This is a genomic window from Candidatus Neomarinimicrobiota bacterium, assembly GCA_022573815.1.
In the GTDB taxonomy this organism is placed as follows: Bacteria; Fidelibacterota; SORT01; order SORT01; family SORT01; genus JACZTG01.
This window is the reverse complement of record JACZTG010000003.1, coordinates 14,318-36,916: the sequence shown is the minus strand read 5'-3', so window position 1 is coordinate 36,916 and position 22,599 is coordinate 14,318. Positions and strand designations below refer to the sequence as shown.

At 43.6% G+C, this 22,599-nt stretch carries 22 protein-coding genes and 1 pseudogene; all 23 read right to left on the bottom strand.

Translation table 11 applies throughout. The features are described from left to right. Position 1 precedes the first annotated feature (1 nt). The 23 genes and pseudogenes from IIB39_01795 to lpdA all read right to left on the bottom strand — a co-directional run bounded on the left by IIB39_01795 (position 2) and on the right by lpdA (position 22,597). Positions 2-490, bottom strand: coding sequence for a CBS domain-containing protein (locus IIB39_01795; protein MCH8927429.1), 489 nt, complete (start codon positions 488-490; stop codon positions 2-4). 135 nt (positions 491-625) lie between these two features. Further along, on the bottom strand, positions 626-1,432 hold the full coding sequence (locus IIB39_01790) for an alpha/beta hydrolase (GenBank protein MCH8927428.1): 807 nt from the start codon (positions 1,430-1,432) through the stop codon (positions 626-628). 56 nt (positions 1,433-1,488) lie between these two features. Further along, positions 1,489-2,769 carry a family 10 glycosylhydrolase gene (locus IIB39_01785; GenBank protein MCH8927427.1) on the bottom strand — a complete coding sequence of 427 codons (1,281 nt, stop codon included), beginning with the start codon at positions 2,767-2,769 and terminating at the stop codon, positions 1,489-1,491. Beyond that, entirely contained in the window at positions 2,766-3,269 is a 504-nt protein-coding gene (locus tag IIB39_01780; protein ID MCH8927426.1) for a GNAT family N-acetyltransferase, read from the bottom strand. Before IIB39_01780 ends, IIB39_01785 begins: the two co-directional genes overlap by 4 nt. 23 nt (positions 3,270-3,292) lie before the next feature. Further along, on the bottom strand, positions 3,293-4,099 hold the full coding sequence (locus IIB39_01775; GenBank protein MCH8927425.1) for an SDR family oxidoreductase: 807 nt from the start codon (positions 4,097-4,099) through the stop codon (positions 3,293-3,295). A 104-nt stretch (positions 4,100-4,203) separates the two neighbouring features. Then, positions 4,204-5,124 carry a hypothetical protein gene (locus IIB39_01770; GenBank protein MCH8927424.1) on the bottom strand — a complete coding sequence of 307 codons (921 nt, stop codon included), beginning with the start codon at positions 5,122-5,124 and terminating at the stop codon, positions 4,204-4,206. 7 nt (positions 5,125-5,131) lie between these two features. After that, complete coding sequence (locus IIB39_01765; GenBank protein MCH8927423.1) at positions 5,132-6,199, bottom strand: DUF3179 domain-containing protein; 1,068 nt, start codon at positions 6,197-6,199, stop codon at positions 5,132-5,134. Between the two features lie 119 nt (positions 6,200-6,318). Further along, on the bottom strand, positions 6,319-6,816 hold the full coding sequence (locus IIB39_01760) for a hypothetical protein (GenBank protein MCH8927422.1): 498 nt from the start codon (positions 6,814-6,816) through the stop codon (positions 6,319-6,321). Next, entirely contained in the window at positions 6,782-7,717 is a 936-nt protein-coding gene (gene trxB, locus IIB39_01755) for a thioredoxin-disulfide reductase (GenBank protein ID MCH8927421.1), read from the bottom strand. Before trxB ends, IIB39_01760 begins: the two co-directional genes overlap by 35 nt. 18 nt (positions 7,718-7,735) lie before the next feature. Next, positions 7,736-9,118 carry an MmgE/PrpD family protein gene (locus tag IIB39_01750; protein ID MCH8927420.1) on the bottom strand — a complete coding sequence of 461 codons (1,383 nt, stop codon included), beginning with the start codon at positions 9,116-9,118 and terminating at the stop codon, positions 7,736-7,738. Positions 9,119-9,149: 31 nt separating this feature from the next. After that, positions 9,150-10,268 (bottom strand): isocitrate/isopropylmalate dehydrogenase family protein, encoded by a 1,119-nt coding sequence (locus tag IIB39_01745; protein ID MCH8927419.1) that lies wholly within the window; start codon positions 10,266-10,268, stop codon positions 9,150-9,152. A 177-nt stretch (positions 10,269-10,445) separates the two neighbouring features. Beyond that, complete coding sequence (gene tnpA / locus IIB39_01740; GenBank protein ID MCH8927418.1) at positions 10,446-10,904, bottom strand: IS200/IS605 family transposase; 459 nt, start codon at positions 10,902-10,904, stop codon at positions 10,446-10,448. A 342-nt stretch (positions 10,905-11,246) separates the two neighbouring features. Continuing rightward, complete coding sequence (locus IIB39_01735; GenBank protein MCH8927417.1) at positions 11,247-11,744, bottom strand: 3-isopropylmalate dehydratase small subunit; 498 nt, start codon at positions 11,742-11,744, stop codon at positions 11,247-11,249. 9 nt (positions 11,745-11,753) lie between these two features. Continuing rightward, positions 11,754-13,004: a 3-isopropylmalate dehydratase large subunit gene (locus tag IIB39_01730; protein MCH8927416.1), complete on the bottom strand. Its 1,251-nt coding sequence runs from the start codon at positions 13,002-13,004 to the stop codon at positions 11,754-11,756. 14 nt (positions 13,005-13,018) lie between these two features. Beyond that, positions 13,019-13,396, bottom strand: a complete 378-nt coding sequence (locus IIB39_01725; protein MCH8927415.1) for an endonuclease domain-containing protein — start codon at positions 13,394-13,396, stop codon at positions 13,019-13,021. Between the two features lie 252 nt (positions 13,397-13,648). Next, on the bottom strand, positions 13,649-14,182 hold the full coding sequence (locus tag IIB39_01720; GenBank protein ID MCH8927414.1) for a hypothetical protein: 534 nt from the start codon (positions 14,180-14,182) through the stop codon (positions 13,649-13,651). 17 nt (positions 14,183-14,199) lie between these two features. Further along, on the bottom strand, positions 14,200-14,979 hold the full coding sequence (locus IIB39_01715; GenBank protein MCH8927413.1) for a citryl-CoA lyase: 780 nt from the start codon (positions 14,977-14,979) through the stop codon (positions 14,200-14,202). A 15-nt stretch (positions 14,980-14,994) separates the two neighbouring features. Continuing rightward, positions 14,995-15,897 (bottom strand): CoA-binding protein, encoded by a 903-nt coding sequence (locus IIB39_01710; protein MCH8927412.1) that lies wholly within the window; start codon positions 15,895-15,897, stop codon positions 14,995-14,997. After that, positions 15,898-16,944: pseudogene (locus tag IIB39_01705) on the bottom strand (site-specific DNA-methyltransferase). Next, positions 16,881-18,407: an acetate--CoA ligase family protein gene (locus tag IIB39_01700; protein ID MCH8927411.1), complete on the bottom strand. Its 1,527-nt coding sequence runs from the start codon at positions 18,405-18,407 to the stop codon at positions 16,881-16,883. The pseudogene IIB39_01705 and the gene IIB39_01700 overlap by 64 nt, the downstream one beginning before the upstream one ends. Positions 18,408-18,437: 30 nt before the next feature. Then, positions 18,438-20,486: a dehydrogenase E1 component subunit alpha/beta gene (locus IIB39_01695; protein MCH8927410.1), complete on the bottom strand. Its 2,049-nt coding sequence runs from the start codon at positions 20,484-20,486 to the stop codon at positions 18,438-18,440. Continuing rightward, a complete protein-coding gene (gene lipB, locus IIB39_01690) occupies positions 20,476-21,219 on the bottom strand; it encodes a lipoyl(octanoyl) transferase LipB (protein ID MCH8927409.1) in 744 nt (247 codons plus the stop codon). The genes IIB39_01695 and lipB overlap by 11 nt, the downstream gene beginning before the upstream one ends. After that, positions 21,212-22,597: a dihydrolipoyl dehydrogenase gene (gene lpdA / locus IIB39_01685; protein ID MCH8927408.1), complete on the bottom strand. Its 1,386-nt coding sequence runs from the start codon at positions 22,595-22,597 to the stop codon at positions 21,212-21,214. Before lpdA ends, lipB begins: the two co-directional genes overlap by 8 nt. Between the last annotated feature and the right edge of the window lie 2 nt (positions 22,598-22,599).

The window sequence follows — 22,599 nt, the reverse complement described above, 5'->3', positions numbered from 1 at the left end:
CTCACCCTCCCTCAGGAGTTAACATTTGCTGGTTTGGAGTTGGAGGAAGATTATAAACTTGATCCGGTAAAAAATCGGCTACGAATTTTACGATATTTTTTGCCGCTACCATACCCACGCATTTTTCGCCGTTTTTATCCAATACAGGTAGATGGCGATACCCGTGAGCGCTCATTTCGTAAACTGCTTTAGCGATTGTGCTGTCGATTCTCAAAGTTACAGGATCACGAGTCATAAATTCATCAATGGATTTACCGTCAGTGTCACTTATTGACGCCATCTTCATCAGTATGTCTCTTTCTGTGAAAATTCCGATTAGAATACCATTTTCCATAACAAGCACATAGCCATAGTCAGTCTGATTCATTTTTTCTATTGCGACTGCTACTTCAGTTCCTGCATCAACCATTACGGGCGATTTAAGCTTCAATCTGGCAAGAGTTGATTCTTTTAATGCGCTGGTAATTTTATCGTCAATCGTCATCCGCATTGCTTTTTCCTCGGAGGAGTCCTTCAGTTTCCAAATTGCACGGTGCGAGAGATAAACTTAACAATTTTATCCTTAATTTCAAGAGTAAATTTTAATTCTTATTGCGCGGAAATTAATTTTAAATTTAAAACGACTTTAGCTGTTGGATTCCATGAACTGCAAAGTCTTATTGAAAAGAGCGTCTCGATTGGAGTTTTCCGATAAAGTAAGTCGGTGTCCCCCGCTATTCATCTTATAAATTTCTTTTACGGCTGATCCGGCTTTTTCATATATCAAATCTACGCTTTTTACATCAACTGTCTCATCATCCTCAGCATGTGCCAAGAAAATTGGCGACTTCAAATTTGGTAGAGCCGGTAATATTTCTTTACTGACCTTATACATTTCAGCCAAAGTGATTGTGGGTCGTTTGCTGTAGATGAATTCTTCAGTCTCCGACTCGGAATTCGTATATGTATAAGGGAAAAATAATCTGAAAATCTTGAATGTTGTCAAGAACAGACGCTTATCCTTTATGAGCAACGGGGCAACGAACGAAACAACACCAGCCGGTTTTAATTCAGGCTCTATAATTAGAGCCAATCCTGCTCCAAGCGATTGACCAATAATAAAAGTATTTTCGCAGACTTCACTGATAATCTCATATCCCTCTCTGACCGATGCCAACCATGAATCCTTTCCTGAATTTGAGAAATTTTCAACTGTTGTTGCGTGCCCGTCTAACCGGATAGATAGCACATTTATTCCTTTGTTGAACAAAAATTCTTTCAGGTCGTTCATCTCAGTAGGAGAAGAGCCGAACCCGTGAATGAGTAATGCTCCAATACGAGTGCATTCCCCACTCTGAGAAAACTCGGAACCATAATTCTCCCTTACTCCAAGAGATTTTTCTTTTTCTCGGAGAACTTTGAATAATTTTGATGCGGAGTTAATGTTACTCATGAGATTTCAGACTTAAGAGTTACCGGATTCGATTCGGACTCTTCAACGACAGTTTATCAGTCGCCCGAAGAATATTTATTCATTATATTTGCAGCACGGACTGCCATAACATCCGGCCGTTCCAACGGATAAGGAAGAACCGGGTGACTGAATAATGCTCTTTGAATTTCCCACCAGTCTGATTTCAAAGCTGTCACATTAAAAAACGCCATTCCTCTTAAATTTTGCTTTCTGGCGTCAATTATCTGATGGGCTATTTCGCTCCATCCCCAGCCGTCTATACCCTCGGCTCGATATACCGCAATACCCGCAAGAACCGAATTCGATTTCCCCGTTAACTCATTCCATTCTTGTATTAAACTTGTGAAAGACGCCGATTTATTATCGCGTGTTGTATATGCCATAGGTACTATAAAATCGAGCCACCCATTCTTAATCCATGGCACGGCATCTTGGTACACAGCATCGTATCCGCTCCAGCCGGGTTTGCGATATTTTCCGAGTACAGCTGCCGAAAGCGCTATATTTGGCTTCAATTTCGAGACACTGTCTTTGACAGCTTTTACAAAAAGGTTTATATTATTTCTTTGCCAATCTTCCCAGTCAAGCGAATCAGGATTACCATTTTTTTCGTTAAAAATATTCACACTTACTGTGTCGTGAGAGTAACCGGCCCGACTTGCTCTTTCAGGGTATCGGATATAATCAAAATGAATCCCATCCACATCGTAATTCGTTACAATGTCCTTAACAACATTTATGACGTGTTTCCTCACTTCGGGATTTCCGGGATTAACGTATACATAGTGACTGTTCAGCTGCATGGATGTTCCGTTGCTGTCCGCCACAATCCATTCGGGATGTGCGTAGAAGGCGTGGAGAACTTCACTTCGCTCCGGAGGTTCCTCCCCTTTCCATAATGTGAATGTGTTAACCCAGGCATGTAATTTTAATCCGTTTTCATCTGCCTCTTTGATTGCGAATTTTAAAGGGTCCCAACCAGGGTCGACTCCCAAACTACCTGAAAGCGCTTTTGCCCACGGTTCGTAATTGGAATTGTAATAAGCATCGAAGCTTCCTCTAACCTGAAAAAAAACAGTGTTCAAATTTGATTCTTTAGCTATCTTGAAATAATTAGATATTGCGGCTTTCTGACTGTCAGAATCAGTCGAATCAATATTTATTGTATAATCAAATCGTGTGACCCAGACGCTGCGAGTTTCATATTTAGTTTGTGTTCCGGTTTCTTTATTGCAGACAAAGGCGCTGAACATCAGCGAAGAAATCAATATCAGAAACGCAGCCGTTCGTTTGCTCTTATGTTTCTTTAATATCATTTATCTTTATTATCTGATTTAATTTGTTTTAACTCGGGACTTAGGAATAGCGATCTTATTTTAAGGGTTTCTCCAAACCCCATTTTTTTCCAAAATTCATTGGATTCCTCGTTTTCAGCGCCTGTTATCAAATCAATATATTCCACATCAAGCGAGCTTAAAAATTTTATTCCCGCTTCCACCAGCTTTTTTCCTACGCCGGTTCTTCTGAATGATTTCGTTACCGAAACGTCTCTAAAATAACCGGTCTTTTCAGTCCGCGTGTATGGAAGTCCCACCCGGAATTGGGCAATCAACATTCCGATTATTTTGTTGTCCTCTTCTGCCACAAATATTTCGGATGTGGTATCGTCAAAAATGTTTGTAAAATTTGAAGCCATTGCCATATCCGCGTTTTTTGATATTCTAAAATCGGGATGCATACCTATATGCGAGTCCATCATCTCATTCCAGAGAAATAAAAGATCATTCATATCATCAGGTCTTGCTTTTCGAATCATTCTGATCTCAATACGGCTGTTATTTAACTGGCGATATCTTCTCCACCATCAACTCGGATTATATTTCCCGTTAACCATGGAATACTCGAATTAACCAACATTGAGATAATTGTTGCAACTTCTTGGGGCTTTGTCAGTCTTCCGGCAGGATTTAATTTTTCTGCTTTTTCAATCATTTTAAGATTTCCTGGAATTTTCCGTAACGCAGCCGTATCAGTTACTCCAGCTTGAATGCAATTTACGGAAATTTTCTTATTTGATAATTCTACGGCTAGTTGACGAGTGTGGGATTCCAATGCCGCTTTTGCCGCAGAGACTGCTCCATAATTCGGCCACACTTGATGACTACCGGCACTTGTCATGGAAAGAATCTGACCACCTGCGCCTATAAGATTTTTACTGATCAAATCCTGGGTCCAGTAAACCAGGTTATTCGCCATAACATCAAGAGTTAAATCCATCTGCTTTGCATTAATTTCATTCTCACCTTTATCGGCAACAAATGGCAATAAACTTCCAAATGCCAGAGAATGCATAAGAAGTTTTACAGGATGCCGTAAGCCCTTTGTTTCCTTTTTTAATTTTTTCAACGCATCTTCGCGATTTCCGGGATCCGCGGCATTCATATTGAAAAACAATGCTTTTGAACCGGCTGCCCGGATTTTGCTTTGAACTTTTTTTACAGCAGGCATTGTAGAACGCCGGTCGAAATGGATACCACATATATTTAAACCGGATTTTGCTAATTCTATCGCTGTGGCGGCTCCGAACCCACTTGAGGCTCCGAGAATAACCGCCCATTTTTTATCTTTTTTTGCTTTTGAAGGCATTATTACTCCTTAACTATTACAAAGGTTCTGAATCAAAGAGTGAAGATAATCTTTACCTAAAGAATTATGCAAGATAAAAGAATATAATAACCCCAGAATGTGGGTTATAACGTGAAAAAGAAGCTCAAATCCACAAATGAACGATAATCAAGAGCCTGCTGCGTTCCCGATACAGAATAAAATGTCGGAATGTCCACGCCTGCTTCTATGGAAATCAGACGCCGTGGATTATAAACAAAACTCGGAGCGGCAAAAATAATCGTTCCTCCGGTGTTAGGATTTTCGAATCCGTCAATCGCTACTTGTGATGAGGTTCGACCTTTTAATCTAACAGATAATTGAGTAACATTGTTCAATCTCTTGCTTAGAACGAGAGAATACAAAATCTCATTACCATATCGTAAGCCGTCAGAATTCGTTCCCGGAACCCGAACTAAACCTGAAAGCGAACCGCTCCATCCCGTAGGCAGGGAAGTCTTATAATAATAACCCCAGAAAAGAAGATCCCACGCCCCGGTGCCGGGCTGAAGATTAAAATTCAGGTCAGTACCGTCATTGACACTATTTGACGAACCGCTTGGCAGTTTAAATCCTGCTCCAACGGCTATCTCGGTGCTGGACGCGATGTTTATCGGTTTTACGCTATATTTTGCGATAAGGCTCAAATCACCCATTCCATCGGCTCCGAATGTGGTAGGACCACCAAATGATCGACTCGTTTTCACGTAAGGAGCAACTATAGTGATTCCCCATCTCCTGTTAATTCCATAATGTGCCTGCACTGTATATGACTGTACCGAACCGGTTCCGAGAAGATCGTCATCTGATCTATCGCTCCCCACAAACGTCCCATTGAGACTATTGTATTCATGACCGAAACTTAATCGAAGCGTTTTTGCCGGTGTAACTCCAATCTCGAATGAGCTGGCAGATGCAGAACCTGAAGTGCAGCAGAGCTGCGCATCTGCTTCGGAACTTATAAAGACAATAAATAACATAAGCGCAATATTTATAACTGATTTCATATTTATCTCAACCTTCCCATAATTCTGTTGTCCTGTTAAATGCGCTCCATGCAAACCAGTAAGCGACGTAAGATTTCGGCTGCGATAATTTTTCACCCGTTAAACTTCCCGCTATTGCCTCCCCGTCAAGATTCCATTTGCTGCCTGTTTCGTTATCAATAAACCGTACGTTGGAAAGCGAGCCCGTTTCAGTTCCCGATAATAATTTTAACGTTAAATTTTGGCCATTTACTTCAGTGTAAAATCCTCTCATCATTCTTGAGCCGGGATCACCGAAAACTGCGATTGAACTACCGCCTACTTGATCATTTATTATTGCTCTGCCATTGTCAAAACTGAACATCGGATACGCTTTTGTGGTATTTCCTGTAATTATGCCTAAAACTCTAATTTTAGGAAGCAATCTTGCATCATTATAACTCATTCTGAATAATGGCGGTACGTCCGACAGACTATAATTACCATAAACTGTTCCGAAATAAACATCGGGATTTCTTCCCCCCGAATTTCTGTTCATTATAAGCGTCCCGGGATGAAGCTCTTTCCAACCTCCCCATTCAATTTCCGTGTGCTCTATTAAATCCAACTTTGTATTAATAAGACTTCCTCTGTCCGCTTGAAGCCTGAGCTGCGGCCAGTTGCTGTCGGTTTGTCGGTCGAACATAATTAAATTATTCTGCATCAATAATCCCGATACGCCGAAAGTATGCACGGAGCCATTGATTGTCGATTTGAATACTATGCTTGAACCTGTGAGAGGACAAAATGATACAGTATAGGGTGTGGAGCTCGTCGGTTCGTTGGCTATTTCATGCTGGTCCATCATTTTATGAGGATAAGCGTATGCCTGTCCGTCAATCACCACACCTACTACCAAGTAACTGTCATCCAGCCAATCACCTTCGGCAGCGCCATCCCATATCGGATTATTAATAGCGGGAATACCGTCTTTCGGTACGCCGCCTGAAATGATTTCAGCCGGTAACTCATTCCAACCGGCTAAGTCCGGTTCAACACTATTCGAGCAAGTTAGAAAGAGCAAAGTAAACAGAACTAAAGATGCAATTTTTATCACACAATCCCTCTCGTATTCAACATAACATTTTTATCGGCTCTAAGTTGAGACAAATTCACATTTTATTATGTAACTTGCATTACAAGATAGTGATATTATTGCCTAAGAGAAGGCAATACTTATTCCGAGATTTGCGTAGAATCTCCTGTTTGGACTCCGGCTCCGTGTTTATATACAAGAGTACCGCCCAACTGCCCCACCCGTAATATCAATATAACGCCCGCTCCCGCGAGAATGACATATCCCCACTGTTTCCACGAATTGAATATCCCTTTTAATTGGAGCCAACCCCGAAGAACGGCGATAATCAGAAAAAAGAAGAAAACTCGCGTAGCCATCCCTTCATGTTCTTCCACTGCCTCGTGCAGTATATCCGACATCGGTTTAAGGCTCTGCTCGGATGACTGCCCTGTTAGCAGTGCGATTAAGGACGAAAAAACAGCAAGAGAAAGCAGAATTCCTCCGAACTGTGTCCATTTTTTAGAGCCGGTTATAACGCCCACGAGGTCAATGAGAAAGCTCACTGTAATCAGCGCAATGGGGAAATGTACTATCTGAGGATGTAGCGGTATTCCTGACAAATCAACCGTTCTGAGATTCCAACCACCGCTCCGCATCTATCGCCGCCATACAACCTGTTCCCGCGGCAGTTATCGCTTGTCTGTACACATGGTCAGCCACATCTCCCGCAGCAAAAACACCCTCCACATTTGTTGCTGTGGATCCGTTTTGCACTTTGAGATAGCCCACATCATTCATATCCAGAATATCTTTGAATATCTCGGTGTTAGGTTTGTGACCGATAGCCATAAATACGCCCTGAATCGGCATATCTTTTTCATCTCCGGTTTTTACGTTGCGTATATTCACCGAAGTGACGTTGTTATCGTCTCCGAGAATTTCTTTTAATTCCGAGTCCCAGATAAATTCTATTTTTTCATTCTTATTTGCTTTATCCTGCATAGTTTTGGAAGCACGAAGCTCATCCCGCCTATGCACAACATAAACTTTACTGGCAAATTTCGTCAGGAATGTTGCCTCTTCCATCGCAGTGTCGCCGCCACCTACTACTATTATCTCCTGGTCGGAAAAGAAAAAGCCGTCACAGGTTGCACAGGCAGATACACCGTGACCCATATATCGCATCTCACCCGGAATGTCCAAAAACATCGCCGTCGCGCCGGTAGTTATGATTACGGTTTCACTCAAGTACGTTCCGTTCTCTGTAGTTATTTCATACGGTTTATCAGAAAATTTTACTCCCGATACTGTTTCATATTTGCATTCTGCGCCGAATCGGGTCGCCTGTTGTCTCATCTTGTCCATCAATTCAGGCCCGAGAATACCGTCGGGAAATCCGGGATAGTTTTCCACATCAGTCGTAATCGTAAGTTGTCCGCCCGGCTGTGTTCCTTCAAGCACTAACGGTTTCAGATTTGCTCTTGCTGCGTATAAAGCCGCTGTTAATCCGGCAGGTCCCGACCCTATTATAATTACATTTCTTTTATCATCACTCAATTTTGCTATTCCTTTTATCTATAATTCCATAATCTTTAAATCGTTCATTAAATCGCTCACATTATTTAACGATTCTAAGTTCCATATGGTATCTTTTATTTTTCTCCGGCTCTCATCATCTAAAATCAAACTCGTTAATCCCTTAAATTTATCATCAAGATCATCCTGACTCATCGGCTCGCGAGGATCACCTTTGGGATAATCCACTTTCTCTGTATAAGCAGTGCCGTCATTGAGAGTTATCACAACCTTTGACGGCTGTTTAGCGGGAAACATCTTCTCAAACTCCTCGCTTGCTTCTCCGACAATTTTCGGCAGTACCGACCGAATTTTCGGGTCGGCTATCCGCTCGTCACTGAACTGGTCAGTGGTTATCTTCCTGTCCACCACAGCCGCCGCAATAACATACGGTAAACTATGGTCTGCGGTTTCACGGCTTTTTGGATTATATTTTTCCGGGTCAAAAAGTATATCTACCGCTCTGGCGATGGTTGTTACCTTTATCTCCTTAATGTCATCCGGCAAAACATCATGATCCCGCACAATTTTTAATGCGCATGTAATATGAGAATGAGTCAGCGCTTCGGTAGGAAACGCTTTCATCGAGCATTCAAGTATCTTGAAACTTTCGCCCAGTCCGCCGAGAAGCGCTTCTTCGTCCCAATCATCTCCGAGAATATCCATCAGCCCTTCCTTCCCCTCAAAAATCGCCCGCGTTCCTGTGAAGCCCTTCTCCGCCATAAGCGCAGCTATTACTCCGCTTTGAACTGCCATTGGGTCAACGGTGTTTTTCATCATTGAGAGTTGTCCGGCAGCAGCCGCACCCGGAGTAAAATTATGTCCTCCGGAAATTCCAATAGCGTTTTCCATCTGCTCGGCGTCCAATCCGAGAAGTCTGCCCGCCACTATCGGCGACACGAATTGAGTCAGCGTAGCGTGATGCCACTTCCTCTCACGCACTCCCGGCTTGGCGAAAAGACATAATCGTTGCTCGAATTCATACGCAAGAACGATTGCCACTATAAGCTCTTTAGCGGAAGAGTTTTGCCGTTCAGCCATTGCCAATGCGGCAGGAATCAGGTCCGAGGGATGAGACGGATCTTCTTTCCAGTAGATGTCGTTGAAGTCCAGCGCTCGAATCATAAGACTGTTCAATAAAGTAGCGTTAGCTGCAGGCAGTTTCTCTCCGCTGCCAAAAAGAGTAGCTTCGGGTTTGCCGCCCATATCACTATAAATCTCCAACATCGCCTTCACATCATGGGTATTAAACCCGCCTAATGCGCAACCGACTGAATCATATAAAAACCGCTTAACCTCTTCAATTACCTCAGACGGCAGATCATCGTATTGCAATTCAAGCGCAAATTCAGCCATCCGGCGCGCTATAGTTTTATCGGACATACTTATTGTGATTTCCTAAAATAAATTATTATTAGAGTTTATCCGCCACCGCTTCCGCCATTTCCAAAGTTGAAGATTCACCGCCCATATCATAAGTGCGCACGGTTCCCTCTTCTATAACGGCAGCGATGGCATTCTCAAGGGCGTCTGCCTTGTCAGATTCTCCGAGATAGTTCAGCATCATCTTCGTCGTCAGGAGCATTGCCATTGGATTTACTTTAAATTGTCCGGCGTATTTGGGAGCGGAGCCATGTGTTGGTTCAAAAACAGCGTAATCGTCTCCGATGTTTCCGCTTGCCGCGAAACCGAGTCCTCCCACTAATTGAGCACAAAGGTCGGAAATTATATCACCGAACATATTGGTGGCTACAAGTACGCCGTAATCCAACGGGTTCTTTATGAGCCACATCATCATAGCGTCAATGTTCGTCTCCCAGAGTTCAATACCAGGATATTCCTTCGCGATTTTCCTACCCTCCCGAATCACCAGACCGCTGGTTTCCCTCAGGACATTGGGTTTTTCCACCAACGTAACAGTTTTATAACCGAATTCCTTCGCATACTCGAAACCCTCCCTAATAATATTTCGAGCGCCTTCTCTCGTGATTATACGTGCGGAAAAAGCAATATCTTCTAACGGAATATCACCGAATCTTTTTGCCTTTGGATGGTTTGCCACAAGAGCGTTCATCACTTCCTCGTTCATCGGATTGAACTCAATTCCAACATACAGACCTTCAGTATTTTCACGAAAAACAATAAGGTCAATTTCGTCTTTAAAATTCAGCGGGTTGCCTTTATATGCCTTGCAGGGACGCAGGTTAGTCCTGAGATTAAACTCCTGCCTCAATCGGACGATTGGGCTAAAATATTCCAATCCTTTTCCCTGCAGTTCGGGAATAAGATCATCCTGCGCTTCGTCTCTCGGTTTGGATGTAATCGCTCCGAAAAGGCAGGCATCTGTGCTTTTTAACAAGTCTATCGTCCTGTCGGGAAGTGGTTCTCCCTCTGTCCGCCAAAATTCCCAGCCGATATCACCGTGCAGATATTCAGCATCCAATTGAATTTTATCTAACACTATCCGTGCCGCTTCCATTACATCCTTTCCAACGCCGTCACCCGGCAGCCATGCTATCTTATATTTTGCCATTTATATTCCTTACTTTTTAACAGTGTAGAATGAATTTAATTTTGAAGCTATTCCTCTTCTCTCTGTTAATTGAATTTTCCATTTTCATAATATTGTAATATTCTTGACCATTTACAATTATGCCTGATTTCATAGCCCAGCCATTTATGGCTGGGTAACACGAATAAACATAAAAAATCAACGCCGTTCACGCGTTCCCCTTTTATTTTGATAAATATGATACGCCTTTAGAAAATTATCCACTTCTTCTAAATAAGATACTTTTCTGTGATGTTTTATTTGGTTATTTATATATTTCCTAATACTTGCAACACTGGAAAATGACACTGAAAATACACCGTAACCCTCCTGCCAACTGAACTTTCCTTTACTAAGATTATTACTATTAATCCAATTTGAGGATTCCCCCTTAAGTAAGTTTACGACCTTAGACGGCGACTGAACCGGTGTTAATGTCGTTAGCAGATGGACATGATCTGAAACAACATTAATTGTATCAATTTCGATTTCGTTTTCTTTCGCATATTCCTTGATATGTTCTATTAACTTTGTCCTCAGATTTTTATTAATCAATGGAAGACGATTTTTGGTTGACCATACGTAATGAAGCAGAATCTTATGAAATGTATGGGGTATTTTTTGTTTCTCCTTAATTATACTTTTTAAAGGGCGTAAACGCCCTATAATATTATAATCAGCTTCTTTACCCAGCCGTGAACGGCTGGGCTAATCCCATTATGATTATTGCGAGTATTAAAATTTCTTTCAAGCCGGGCCGAATACCTCCTTGATTGACATTTGAGCAATCTGTTTAACCTCAGATAGCATCCCTAACTAACATAATACATTATTAAACAGTCTAATTAAAACCTCTGATCTATAGCCCAGCCATTTATGGCTGGGTAACAAGAATAAACATAAAAAATCAACGCCGTTCACGGCGTTACGGACATGACAGTGTTTAGACTAATCGCCACACTATTTATCCGTTCCCAATATCTTTTTTGTATGCGGGATAAGTCCGCCGTCATCGAAGATGCCCTTAACTTCCGGAGGGAGCGGCGGGAATTTAAAAACGCCCGCCTTACAGGTTATTTCGCCGCTATCCATATCCACGGTTATTTCCTCACCGTTCTCAATGGCATCCACAGCTTCGGCGCTCACTATCATCGGCAACCCCGTATTAATACAATTGCGAAAATAAAGTCTGCTGAACGACTTTGCGATGACGGCTCCGATTCCCGACATTTTAATGCAAACCGCAGCTTGTTCCCGGGAGGAACCACATCCGAAATTTTTGCCTCCCACAATTATGTCGTTTTCCTTTACATTTTTCGCGAATTCAGGATCCAGATCCTCCATCGCGTGCTGCGCCATCTCATTCGGGTCCGACACCGTATATGTATATTTCCCGGGGAATATCACATCCGTGTTTACGTCATCCCCGTATTTCCAAACTTTGCCTGTAACAGCCATCATATCTCCTTAATGAGTTCTCGGATCGGTTATTGTACCCGTAATGGCGCTGTGCGCTGCCACCAGCGGGCTTGACAGATATACTTCCGAATCCCTGTTGCCAAGTCTGCCACGATAATTCCTGTTGTTCGTAGCTAAAACCACTTCCCCTTCCGCAGGCACTCCTTCATGGTTACCCATACATGGGCCGCATCCGGTGTTCATAATTACCGCACCCGATTCCGCAAGAGTTTGCACGTATCCGAGACGCATAGCCTCTAAAAACACGTCCTTCGAAGCGGGGAATACAAGCATCCGAACGTCTCTATGCACTTTGTTTCCTTTCATAACTCCGGCTACAATTTCAAAATCTTCGAGCCGTGCATTCGTACATGAACCGAAGAATATTTCGTCAATTTTGGTTCCCGTAACCTCCGTTATCGGATGAACATTATCAACCGTATGCGGACAAGCGATTTGCGGCTCCAGTTCGCTTATATCAAATTCGATGACCTTTTCAAAATTGGCATCATCATCGGATACCACTACCTCAAATTCCTTCTTTGCCCGCCCTTCAAGATATTCCAATGTTGCCTCGTTAGGCTCCATGTAGCCTATCTTGGCACCAAGCTCAACAGCCATGTTCGGCAGCACGATGCGGGAAGAAACCGACATATTTTCTATGGTCGAGCCGGCAAATTCTATCGCCTTATATAATGCGCCGTCCGCTCTTATCTCACCGGCTATTTTCAATATCAGGTCTTTCGAACCCGTTCCCTCAGGGAATTCGCCGTTGATGATTATTTTTATGGTCTCGGGAACTCTAAACCAAATTTTACCTGTTGCCATTATAACCGCCGTCTCTGAACGTCCAATTCCTGTACCGAACGCTCCGAAAGCCCCGTAAGTCGTGGAATGTGAATCCGCGCCCACCATAATCGTTCCCGGAAGGCAAAGCCCGTTTTCTATTATGACCTGATGACAGATACCCGCCTCCAAGTCAAAAAAGTTTTTTATTCCATGTTTCTTTACGAAGTTACGCGTGATCTTATGATTGAGAGCGAACTTCTCATTCGCAGGCGGAGAGCAATGATCAAGGACAATAACATGCCTGTCGGGGTCGTCCAACTTATCCACGCCCAGCTGCTCGAATGTTCCGCTTATCGCCGCCGTATTATCATGCGACATCGCTATATCAGGTTTGACTTCTACTATCTCTCCCGGCACAACATTCCTGCCGGAGTATTTTGAGAGCATCTTTTCTGCAAATGTTTGCCCCATTATATTCTCGCTTTCTATTTGGGTAAAGTTTCATTCTTGATATTACAATTTCTTCTGATGTCTTCAACAACTTCAATTAAATTTTGTTGAACTTCAACATTTGTATATCTCAAAACTTTATATCCCCATGTTCTAATGTTTTTTTCTCTAACTTTGTCTGCTTCTCTGTTTTCAGTTTTATAATGTCCACCGCCATCAATTTCTATTATCAATTTTAATTTAGGGCAATAAAAATCTACTATATAGTTTTCAATTCCTTGTTGCCGCCGAAATTTGAGTCCATCTAATTGAGAATTCTTTAGATGATTCCATAATTTGTGTTCCCATAGTGTAGAGCTATTTCTTAATTCTCGTCTTCTACTTTTTTGATCTTTTTTATTTAATTTAATTATTTTCACTTTGAGAGCCCTTTAACCACCCCCTACCCCCTCCTTAAAAAGGAGGGGAATTCAACATCAAATTATTCAGTCAATTTCTTTTCTCTTTGATTCCTTTTCTTTCCGATTTTTCTACTTCCTAAATTATCTGCACAGTGTCCCATCCTTAGAAAGGAGAGGGAATCAAGAACCAATATTTTCTGCATATTGTCCCCTACTTTTCAAGGAGGGGATTAAGGGGTGGTTCATCAAATTTCATAATATTCACTATCCGCCTATAATCTCGAAATCAGTAAAATCGGCATGGTGAAAGATAATCGCCTCCGCCGTTCGCTTGAATCCCTCGCCCTCCTTAGAATGCACTGCGATTATATGCATCACCTCATCAGGCAGGTCATGCCTGAAAGAAAGCCCCACACCCGTGAATGGGTGACGAAGATATTTTCCCTGTTCGCTTTTAACAAATTTATCGCCTTCTTCATCATACTCGAATATCTTTCCAACATCCGCAAGCAGCGCTCCGGCAACGAGGTAATCATGATTAATACTCACTCTGTCAGAATACATCTCAACCAGCTGCGCTTCCATAACGACGCACATTTTGCAGACCGTCCGAACGTGTTCCACAAAACTTATTTTAACATCATCCACAAGCAATGTAAACGGCATTCGTTTCAGTGTGCTGATGTCCCAGTTTTTTTTCGTTAACGCCTCTTCCCAGACTCCAACAACTTTATCTCGTAATTCCACAGATGAAATTTCGCCTAATTCCGGTAAAATGGCAATGATAGCGTCTTTCATATTATTATTTGCTCCTCTTAATCATCAAGGTGTCGTTCCGAAGGACCGTCGTATTCATGGTTCGCCGGGTCTATTTTTCGCATGGGACGCTGACGTTCCTGTTCTTCCGCGGCGTGAGCTACCAAGCCGGGCACACGAGCCATTATGAAAAAGGCATTGGCAAGATTCGTCCAGAAATCCAATTCACATAACACCGCCGCAATTGCTCCGTCCACATTGATAGGTAGTTTTTTGCCTGCTGAAATCTCAAGTTCGGATTGGATAGATCGTATCAATTCAATGAAAGTCCCGGACTGTCCCGCCTCTTCCGCTAATTCAAATAGTCGTTTGGTGCGGGGATCATCGGTATGAATACGATGTCCGAATCCCGACATTCGTTTCTTCGCATTCCGATATTCCTCCACAAGATTTTTCGCCGCTTCCTGAGCAGAGTTTCCGCTGTCCACTTGCGATTTCCCCGCCTGAAGCATCTCCATACAAGCCTCTATCGCTCCGCCGTGGTATTTGTTGATTGCCAGAATACCCGACGCCACAGCGGCGTTCAAGGGAGCGCCTGTGGATGCCGAATTGATCGCTGCTAATGCCGAAGGCGGTGTTACACCGTGGTCTATAGACGATACTAAGATGGCGTCTATCAGCTTACCGACTTCAGGCGTGGGAAGTTCGCCTCTCAAGGCGAGGTACACAGCCTCGGCAAAAGAGATGTTTCCCATGAGCTCGTCCAGCGGATAACCCCGAAGTTTAATTTTATTCGGTTCAATTTCGGTTATCGCTGTTTTCCATTTTTCTTCTGTCATATCAAATTCTCTAAATTATGCTAATGATTTTAGCAATTTATTTGTCGCTTCCGGCAGGTCGCCGAACTCATCAACCACAGTGACACCTACCTCTCTCAGACGTTTTACCTTCCCTGCGTGGGTGCCGCTGTTTCCCTCTACTATGGCTCCCGCATGGCTGAATCGAGTTCCCGATGTGGCGGCTTTTCCGCCTATATACGCAATGAGCGGTTTCGTAAAGTTCCCGCTTTCAATCAAATCGGCAACCTGTTCTTCCTGTGAAGTTCCGATTTCCCCGAACATCACCACCGCTTCGGTCTCACTGTCTGTTTCAAACAGCTCCATCACACTCGGATGTGGCAGTCCCACAATTGGGTCTCCCCCCACATGTACCAGTGTGGATAGTCCGATACCCGACTGACAGAGATAATAGCCGATGGAGGAAGTAATTCCTCCGCTCCGGGAAGCAACGCCCACATTTCCCTTTTTGAACCATTCCCTTGCTGATTTCGCGTTACCGCCTATCATTCCCAAAACCGCTTTATCCACGCTCAATACGCCTAACGTGTTGGGGCCGACGAATTGCGCGCCGTTCGCTTCCGCTGCTCGGGCGATCTCCATCACATCCCACACAGGAACCCTGTCAGGGACAAGAACGATAAGTTTAATTCCCGCATCAATTGCCTCAAGCGCTGCGTTTTTAACTAACGGAGCGGGAACATAAACCACGCTGACATCAAATACGCCGTGCTTTTCCGTTGCTTCTAAAAGAGTATCATAAACCGGAAGCCCTAAAACCTCCTGACCCCCTTTGCCCGGCGTGCAACCAGCCAGAACATTCGTGCCGTATTCCATCATCAGCTTAGTCCGAGCCATTCCCTCACGTCCGGTGATTCCCTGCACTATCACGCTCATCTTTTCGTCAATCAAAATCGCCAATTAATTTACCTCTTCTAATGCTTCAGTCTCTTCTAATTCAGGAAACGGATTCTTCCACTGCCATCCTGTCTTGCCGTTGCTCCGGTAATTTTCCAGTCGTCTGATGGTCAGTTCGGCGAAAATCGGGTCTAATTCAAGAGTATAAACTTTTCGGTTCAATAGTTCTCCCGCTATCAGAGTCGTCCCGGAATGAGCGAAGAAATCAATGACAAGATCGCCTTCGTTCGTTCCTGATTCAATTATACGCTCTATCGCTTTCAGCGGTTTTTGCGCGTAGCAGCCGGGAACATTTTCCTCCATACGATAGAATACCTGCTGAATATCTACCCACACATTTCCCGCTCGAATGTTGTTCGACTTGCTCCGTTGGAGATTTTCTGTCATCTCGCCCTTAACGTTCTTATAATAACCTCGCAATATTTTGGGTATATCCGTGTAAACCGCATCAACATTAAATTACGGCTCACCTTTAATATAATACAGAAGTTCCTGACGAACCCACATCCAGTTCTTCTGAGTGCCGTATCCTCTCTGATTTCGCATTGTGATCAGATTCCGCGACTTAAGTTCCTCAAATTTTCGAAGCAGAATCATAATATCAGGAAGAGGTTGGAAATCGTCCCTCTGATCTGCTCCTGACCATAAGTAAAAATGAGAGTTTTCTCTCATAACCGAGACGACATTTTTTATCCACTTTTCAGAAAACGATAGATATTTGCTCATATCAATTTTTGATAAATTTGCCGTGTTGGCATTACCCACAGCGACATTATATGGCGGGTCATTCACGGCTAAGGTAGCTTTATCACCATTCATAATGCTGTTAACATCATCTATACTCGTCGCATCAAGAACTCCAACTTTGTGTCCCGAAATGCCATCCTCCCAAATTTCACCCATTTTCAATCTACAGAGCGGTAGAATTTTCTCTCGTAAGTCATTCCTGAGATCCAAACGTCCAAGTTTTTCAGAGGTAAATTTCTTCAATTTACTAATCCCTCTATCGGAAGGCTGATATAAGCGCCTTTGTTCCCGTGAAAGTAACATTCCTGTTCGCAGGCTAAGCACTCGGTGCATTTTCCTTTTGCGGCATCTTCATCGCTGATGGCTAATACGGGCAGATTATCTTCAAGTTTTAGTATTTCCGGACCGCACGATTCAATGCAAGGTTTATCTTTGCAATCAAGACAAAGGGCATGGTCGTAAGTTATCTCTCCCGTGAGAGTTTTAAATGAATACGGTTTTTCCGCTTTTGGAGGAACAAACGACGCTCCATTTGCCGATGAATAATCGAAGGAATCCACCAATGCTTTCATCCTGTCGGCACAGAAATCGGCGCTGTCATTTTTCTTGTAGCCCTCGACGGGTGCGGGCAGGTCTGCCGTATAATTTGTAAGTATTTCAATTGCCTTATCTTCCTGATTTCCGCCAAGCCGAATGACAACAGGGATCGAAATATTTTCTTCCCTGAACGCCTTAACTAATCCTCTCGCAGAGTGAAATTGCTCCTGCGATGCAACCCCGGAACCCGATCCGAAATAGCCGACAATATTTTTTTGAGAGAGAATGATTTTCGCTGCTCTGTACACTTTAGACGCGGGAGGATTTCCGCTTGTGTCAACAAAATTAGCGAGTTTGAAACCCTTATTCATAAGAGCGTCCATTGACATCATCGAACCGCCGCCGCCCGCTCCGTGAAATCCCACGTAACGCTCCTCCATTGAAAAACCCTGAGCCATTTGTATAAAATAGAAAGTTCCGCGGTAATCGTCCTTCTCGACATTCCATGCAATCTTATCCAATTCAGAAGGCGGATGATCTAACTCTCTCGCAATTTCAATTCCGAGTTCCGGGTGTTTAAAAACTGCCGAATCGTCTATGGTTATACGGCTATCGGCGGCAATTAATTTATCTTCATCAGTAAGAACAAGCGGGTTTATTTCAGCAGACCGCATTTCATATTTCCGCGCTAAGTTAAATAATTTTACGAGTATTCCCGCTATACGTAATTGCAGTTTTCCGGTTAGTCCTGTCCGTTTCACCAGTTCCCGCGCCTGATAATCCTTTAATCCTTCAATAACGTCAATAGACATTCGTGAGATTTTATCGGGAAATTTTTGCGCTATCTCCTCTATCCCTGTTCCGCCTACGGAAGAAAATATCATGGCGGGTTTTCTTGATTTGTCATCAATCACGATTCCCGCATAAAATTCCTTCTCAATATTCAGCTTCTTTTCTACCAGCACATTTTCAACAACAAAATTTTCTACTTCTTTCCCAAGAATATCAGCTGCTCCGTCCCGAGCCTGTTTCGGAGAATCCGCAAATATTATCCCTCCAAGCCCCGCTCTTCCCGTAGTCCATGCCTGCATCTTGATTACAACGGGAGATTTGAGTTTACTCGCAATCTCCGCTGCTTCGTCGGGACTGCTTGCCAGGGAACCTTCCGGAACTGGAATTCCCGCTTCTTTGAAGAGAACTTTCCCCTGATGTTCATGCAGCTTAGCCACTTCTGTGTCCCCTCTTTGAACCTGTTATAATCAATATTCCGAAAGTGACTTTAAAGCATCGTAAATATCGTCAATATCAGGCAATATCCGCTTTTCAAGGATTGGAGCATAAGGAATCGGAGTGTGCAATGCCGCCACGCGCCCGATAGGCGCATCTAAAAAACTGAATCCTTTATTTGAAACCTGTGCCGCTATTTCGGCGCCGAATCCTTGAAAGATGCTGTCTTCGTGTACTATAAGCAGTCGAGATGTTTTTTCCACCGAAGTTAAGATGGTATCCAGGTCCAGCGGTACGATCGATCGGATATCAATGATCTCTATAGAAGCTCCTGACTCCTGATTAAATTTATCAGCCGCATCAAGAGAACGTTTGACCATCGCGCCGTATGTAACGATGGTTAGATCATTTCCTTCCCTGACAATTTTTGCTTTACCGAATGGAACCAAATAATCTTCATCCGGTTCAGGTGATTTAGCGAACGGCTGACGATAAATCCCCTTATGCTCTAAATATATGACCGGATCTTTACCCCTGATTGCCGTTTTCAGCAGTCCCTTGGCATCCGCCGCATTGGAAGGCATACAAATCTTTATGCCGGGCAGATGCGCGAATATCGCTTCAATGTTCTGACTGTGATAAAGCCCACCGTGAATATATCCACCACATGGAATCCGTATGACAACGGGACATTCCCAGTTGTTATTGGAACGGTACCGCATTGTGGATAGTTCATTCCTTATCTGCATCATTGCAGTCCACACATAATCGGCAAATTGTATCTCCACTACCGGTTTAAAGCCGTTCAAAGCTAAACCGATTGCCACCCCCACAATACTCGCTTCCGCAAGCGGACTGTTGAATACCCTGTCCGACCCGAATTTAGTGGAAAGTCCTTTAGTTACGGTAAATACTCCACCTTTGCCATCCGCTATGTCCTGTCCGAACACTATTATTTTATGGTCGCGGTCCATCTCTTCATGCAAGGCATGGTTGATCGCATCCACTATTACTACAGGCTCGCCTGACGGTTCTGATTTTTCGTATTCAAGTGAATCCGCCTTTCCGCTCTCATCAAAAACGTACTTTACGGCTGTTTCAGCTCCGGCTTCTTCCTTTGTGAACGCAAGTTCTGTGACTCTGGTCGCATCGGCTACGGCAGCGCTGCTTATTGAATCGTCTTGAGATTCTGTCAGCGCTTTTTCCCGTAAAAGGAAATCTTTTAATATGATTATCGGATCTCGCTTACTATCTGAAGAGAGCTCTTCTTCATCGCGATATTTCTTCTGGTCATCCGATGACGAATGAGGCATAAGCCTGACACAATCTGCTTCCACTAACGCAGGTCCATTTCCCCGCCTGACGTTAGCTACTACTTCCTTCATTAGATTATCAGATGATTCGAAATCCGTTCCATCCATTTCATATCTCGTCAGTCCTTCATAACCCTTTGTCATTTCATAGACAGAGCTTCCGGATGTCTGTTCCGATATATGTACTGAAATAGCGTATTTGTTGTTTTCTATAAAGAAAATGACCGGAAGTTTCTCTCGCGATGCCCAATTCAGCGCTTCATGAAAATCACCCTGACTTGTGGTTCCTTCTCCCGAAGAAACATATACGACATTCTCGCTGCCCTGTTTTTTAAGCGACAATGCGACACCCACAGCCTGAAGATATTGTGTTCCCGTCGGACTTGATTGTGAAACTATCTTCAGCTCTTTATGCCCATAATGAGCAGGCATCTGTCTGCCGCCGGAATTCGGATCTTCCGCCCGGCTCGTGAAACACATCATTATCTCTTCCGGTGTCATCCCCAGCCCAAGCACATACGCAATATCCCTGTAATACGGGAATGACCAATCCTCGCCGCCCTTCAAATTCAGCGCTGCCGCAAGCTGCGCCGCTTCATGACCTGCCGCGCCTATATGGAAAAAACCTTTTCCCTGCTTGATCAGATTAAGCATCTTATGGTCGAGCTGCCGTGAAGTGTGCATAAGGGTGTAAGCTTTGATCAGTCTTTCAAAATTATGCTGATTGTCTTGATTAGTTGCCGTATCTGCTTTTGGTTCAAACGCCATCGGTTATCTTTTCTTCGGTATTATAATTTGTGTTGGAAACTGTTTCAGAAATAATCCAATAAGAAGAGTCTTTATTTTCGTTCAGAGTCACTCCGAAAACTTCCGAAAACGCCGACAAATACTCGGGAATCACATTTTCAATTTGCACCGGTTTATCAAGAATTTCAGATATAGAGGATACTGATTTATCTTTAATCCCGCACGGAATGATATTGTCAAAAAGAGTTAGATCGGGAGAAACGTTCAATGCACTGCCGTGCATTGTAATCCATTTGGACATCCTGATACCGATTGAAGCGAGCTTTCTTTCGCCCACCCAAACTCCGGTTAAACCTTTAATTCTCCCGGCATCAATATCAAATCTTCTCAGAGTAAGGACTATCACTTCCTCCAAATCTCTAAGATACCGATGCAGGTCTTTATAATAATGATTCAGATCCAATATCGGATAAATCACCAATTGACCCGGTCCGTGATAGGTAATATCCCCTCCTCTCCCCGAAAAATGCAGGTCGATTCCTTTCGCTTTCAGGTAGTCATCATTCACCAGCAAATTCTCTTTTGAGCCTGCGGAGCCTATTGTATAAGTGTGAGGATGCTCCACAGTTAGCAGAAAATCATCATCAAAGCCATCCTTTTTCAAATCCATAAGACGAGATTGCAAATTCAGGGCTTTCAGATACGATTGGTATCCCAGCCTGATGTGTTCAATTGACCTGTCCGAATTAGATATTAAGCGCTTCACCGTAGGCCTCTCCGGCTGCCTCAGGAATCGACTCGCCAAGTGTGGGATGAGCGTGAATCGTTTCCAATATAGATTCGTAGGTGGCGCCGTGCGTTCTTGCCATTACCAATTCCCCGATCATCTCAGTCGCGTCCTCTCCCACAATATGAGCGCCGAGAAGCTCTCCGTCTTCTTTGTTAAATACCAGCTTGACCATACCTTCGCTATTTCCAAGAGCGAGCGCCTTACCGTTCGCTCTGAAAGGGAAACGGCCCACATTGACCGCCAATCCTTTTTCAAGCGCTGCTTTTTCCGTCAATCCAAAACTCGCAACTTGCGGTTGGCAATAAGTGCATCCGGGTATCGCATTGTAATCTATGCCGCTTTCCCGATTGCCCGCAATTAATTCCGCCACTGCAACCCCTTCCGCCGATGCTACATGAGCCAATAACGGAGGCCCGATAACATCTCCGATTGCCCATACTCCTTTGCGTGAAGTTTGGCACTGACTGTCAGCTTCAATGAACTGACCGTTATTTTCCACACCTGCTTCTTCCAATCCTATATCCTCAATATTTCCCCTCACGCCTACGGCGTTCAGGACAATCGCTGCCGAAATTGATTCCTCTTGCCCCTCTTTTTCGATAATGATATTCAATCCGCCGTCAGTTTTTTCTACTTTTTTTACCGCTGTGGAAGTTCTAACTTTCATCCCCATTTTCATAAAACTCTTTTCAACTGTTTGAGCTATTTCTTCATCTTCAACCGGCAGAAGTTGCGGCATCATTTCAATTATGGTGACATCCGCTCCAAAAGTGGAGAAAAAGTAGGCAAACTCAACACCTATGGCGCCACCGCCGATTATCGCAATGCTTTCAGGAATGGACTCAAGAGTCATTGCCGTCCTGCTTGTGATAATCTGCTTTTCGTCCACATCAATACCCGGTATGGTTATCGGTCGTGCGCCCGTAGCTAAAATAATATTCTTACTTTTAAGCAGGTCTCCATTGGATAAAACCAGATCAGCATCGGCATTCAGCGAACCACGCGCTTCAAAAACAGTCACATCGTTCTTTTTCATAAGAAATCCTACACCTTTGCTTAGACGTTGCGCGGTTTGCCGGCTGCGTTTGACGATACTCTGCATATCAAAAGCCGGTGCGTCCGTTATTATGCCGAATTTGGAAGCGTGACTTATTTCGTTATATAATTCCGCGCTTTTCAGCAGCGCTTTCGTGGGAATGCAACCCCAATTCAGACATATTCCGCCGAGATGTTTATCCTCCACCAATGCTGTATTCATCCCTAATTGTCTTGCTCTGATAGCGGCGATATATCCTCCCGGTCCACCTCCTAAAACCACCAAATCAAAATTATGCTCCGCCATCT

Bases quoted from the DNA above. Each gene is read 5' to 3' on its own strand.
- IIB39_01730 (MCH8927416.1), bottom strand. From the start codon at position 13,004: ATGGGGCAAACATTTGCAGAAAAGATGCTCTCAAAATACTCCGGCAGG.
- IIB39_01695 (MCH8927410.1), bottom strand. From the start codon at position 20,486: ATGGCGTTTGAACCAAAAGCAGATACGGCAACTAATCAAGACAATCAG.
- lpdA (MCH8927408.1), bottom strand. From the start codon at position 22,597: ATGGCGGAGCATAATTTTGATTTGGTGGTTTTAGGAGGTGGACCGGGA.
- IIB39_01780 (MCH8927426.1), bottom strand. From the start codon at position 3,269: ATGATTCGAAAAGCAAGACCTGATGATATGAATGATCTTTTATTTCTC.
- IIB39_01715 (MCH8927413.1), bottom strand. From the start codon at position 14,979: ATGACAGAAGAAAAATGGAAAACAGCGATAACCGAAATTGAACCGAAT.
- IIB39_01760 (MCH8927422.1), bottom strand. From the start codon at position 6,816: ATGCGGAGCGGTGGTTGGAATCTCAGAACGGTTGATTTGTCAGGAATA.
- IIB39_01790 (MCH8927428.1), bottom strand. From the start codon at position 1,432: ATGAGTAACATTAACTCCGCATCAAAATTATTCAAAGTTCTCCGAGAA.
- IIB39_01735 (MCH8927417.1), bottom strand. From the start codon at position 11,744: ATGGCTGTTACAGGCAAAGTTTGGAAATACGGGGATGACGTAAACACG.
- IIB39_01750 (MCH8927420.1), bottom strand. From the start codon at position 9,118: ATGTCCGATAAAACTATAGCGCGCCGGATGGCTGAATTTGCGCTTGAA.
- IIB39_01720 (MCH8927414.1), bottom strand. From the start codon at position 14,182: ATGAAAGACGCTATCATTGCCATTTTACCGGAATTAGGCGAAATTTCA.
- IIB39_01770 (MCH8927424.1), bottom strand. From the start codon at position 5,124: ATGAAATCAGTTATAAATATTGCGCTTATGTTATTTATTGTCTTTATA.
- IIB39_01785 (MCH8927427.1), bottom strand. From the start codon at position 2,769: ATGATATTAAAGAAACATAAGAGCAAACGAACGGCTGCGTTTCTGATA.
- IIB39_01745 (MCH8927419.1), bottom strand. From the start codon at position 10,268: ATGGCAAAATATAAGATAGCATGGCTGCCGGGTGACGGCGTTGGAAAG.
- IIB39_01775 (MCH8927425.1), bottom strand. From the start codon at position 4,099: ATGCCTTCAAAAGCAAAAAAAGATAAAAAATGGGCGGTTATTCTCGGA.
- IIB39_01795 (MCH8927429.1), bottom strand. From the start codon at position 490: ATGCGGATGACGATTGACGATAAAATTACCAGCGCATTAAAAGAATCA.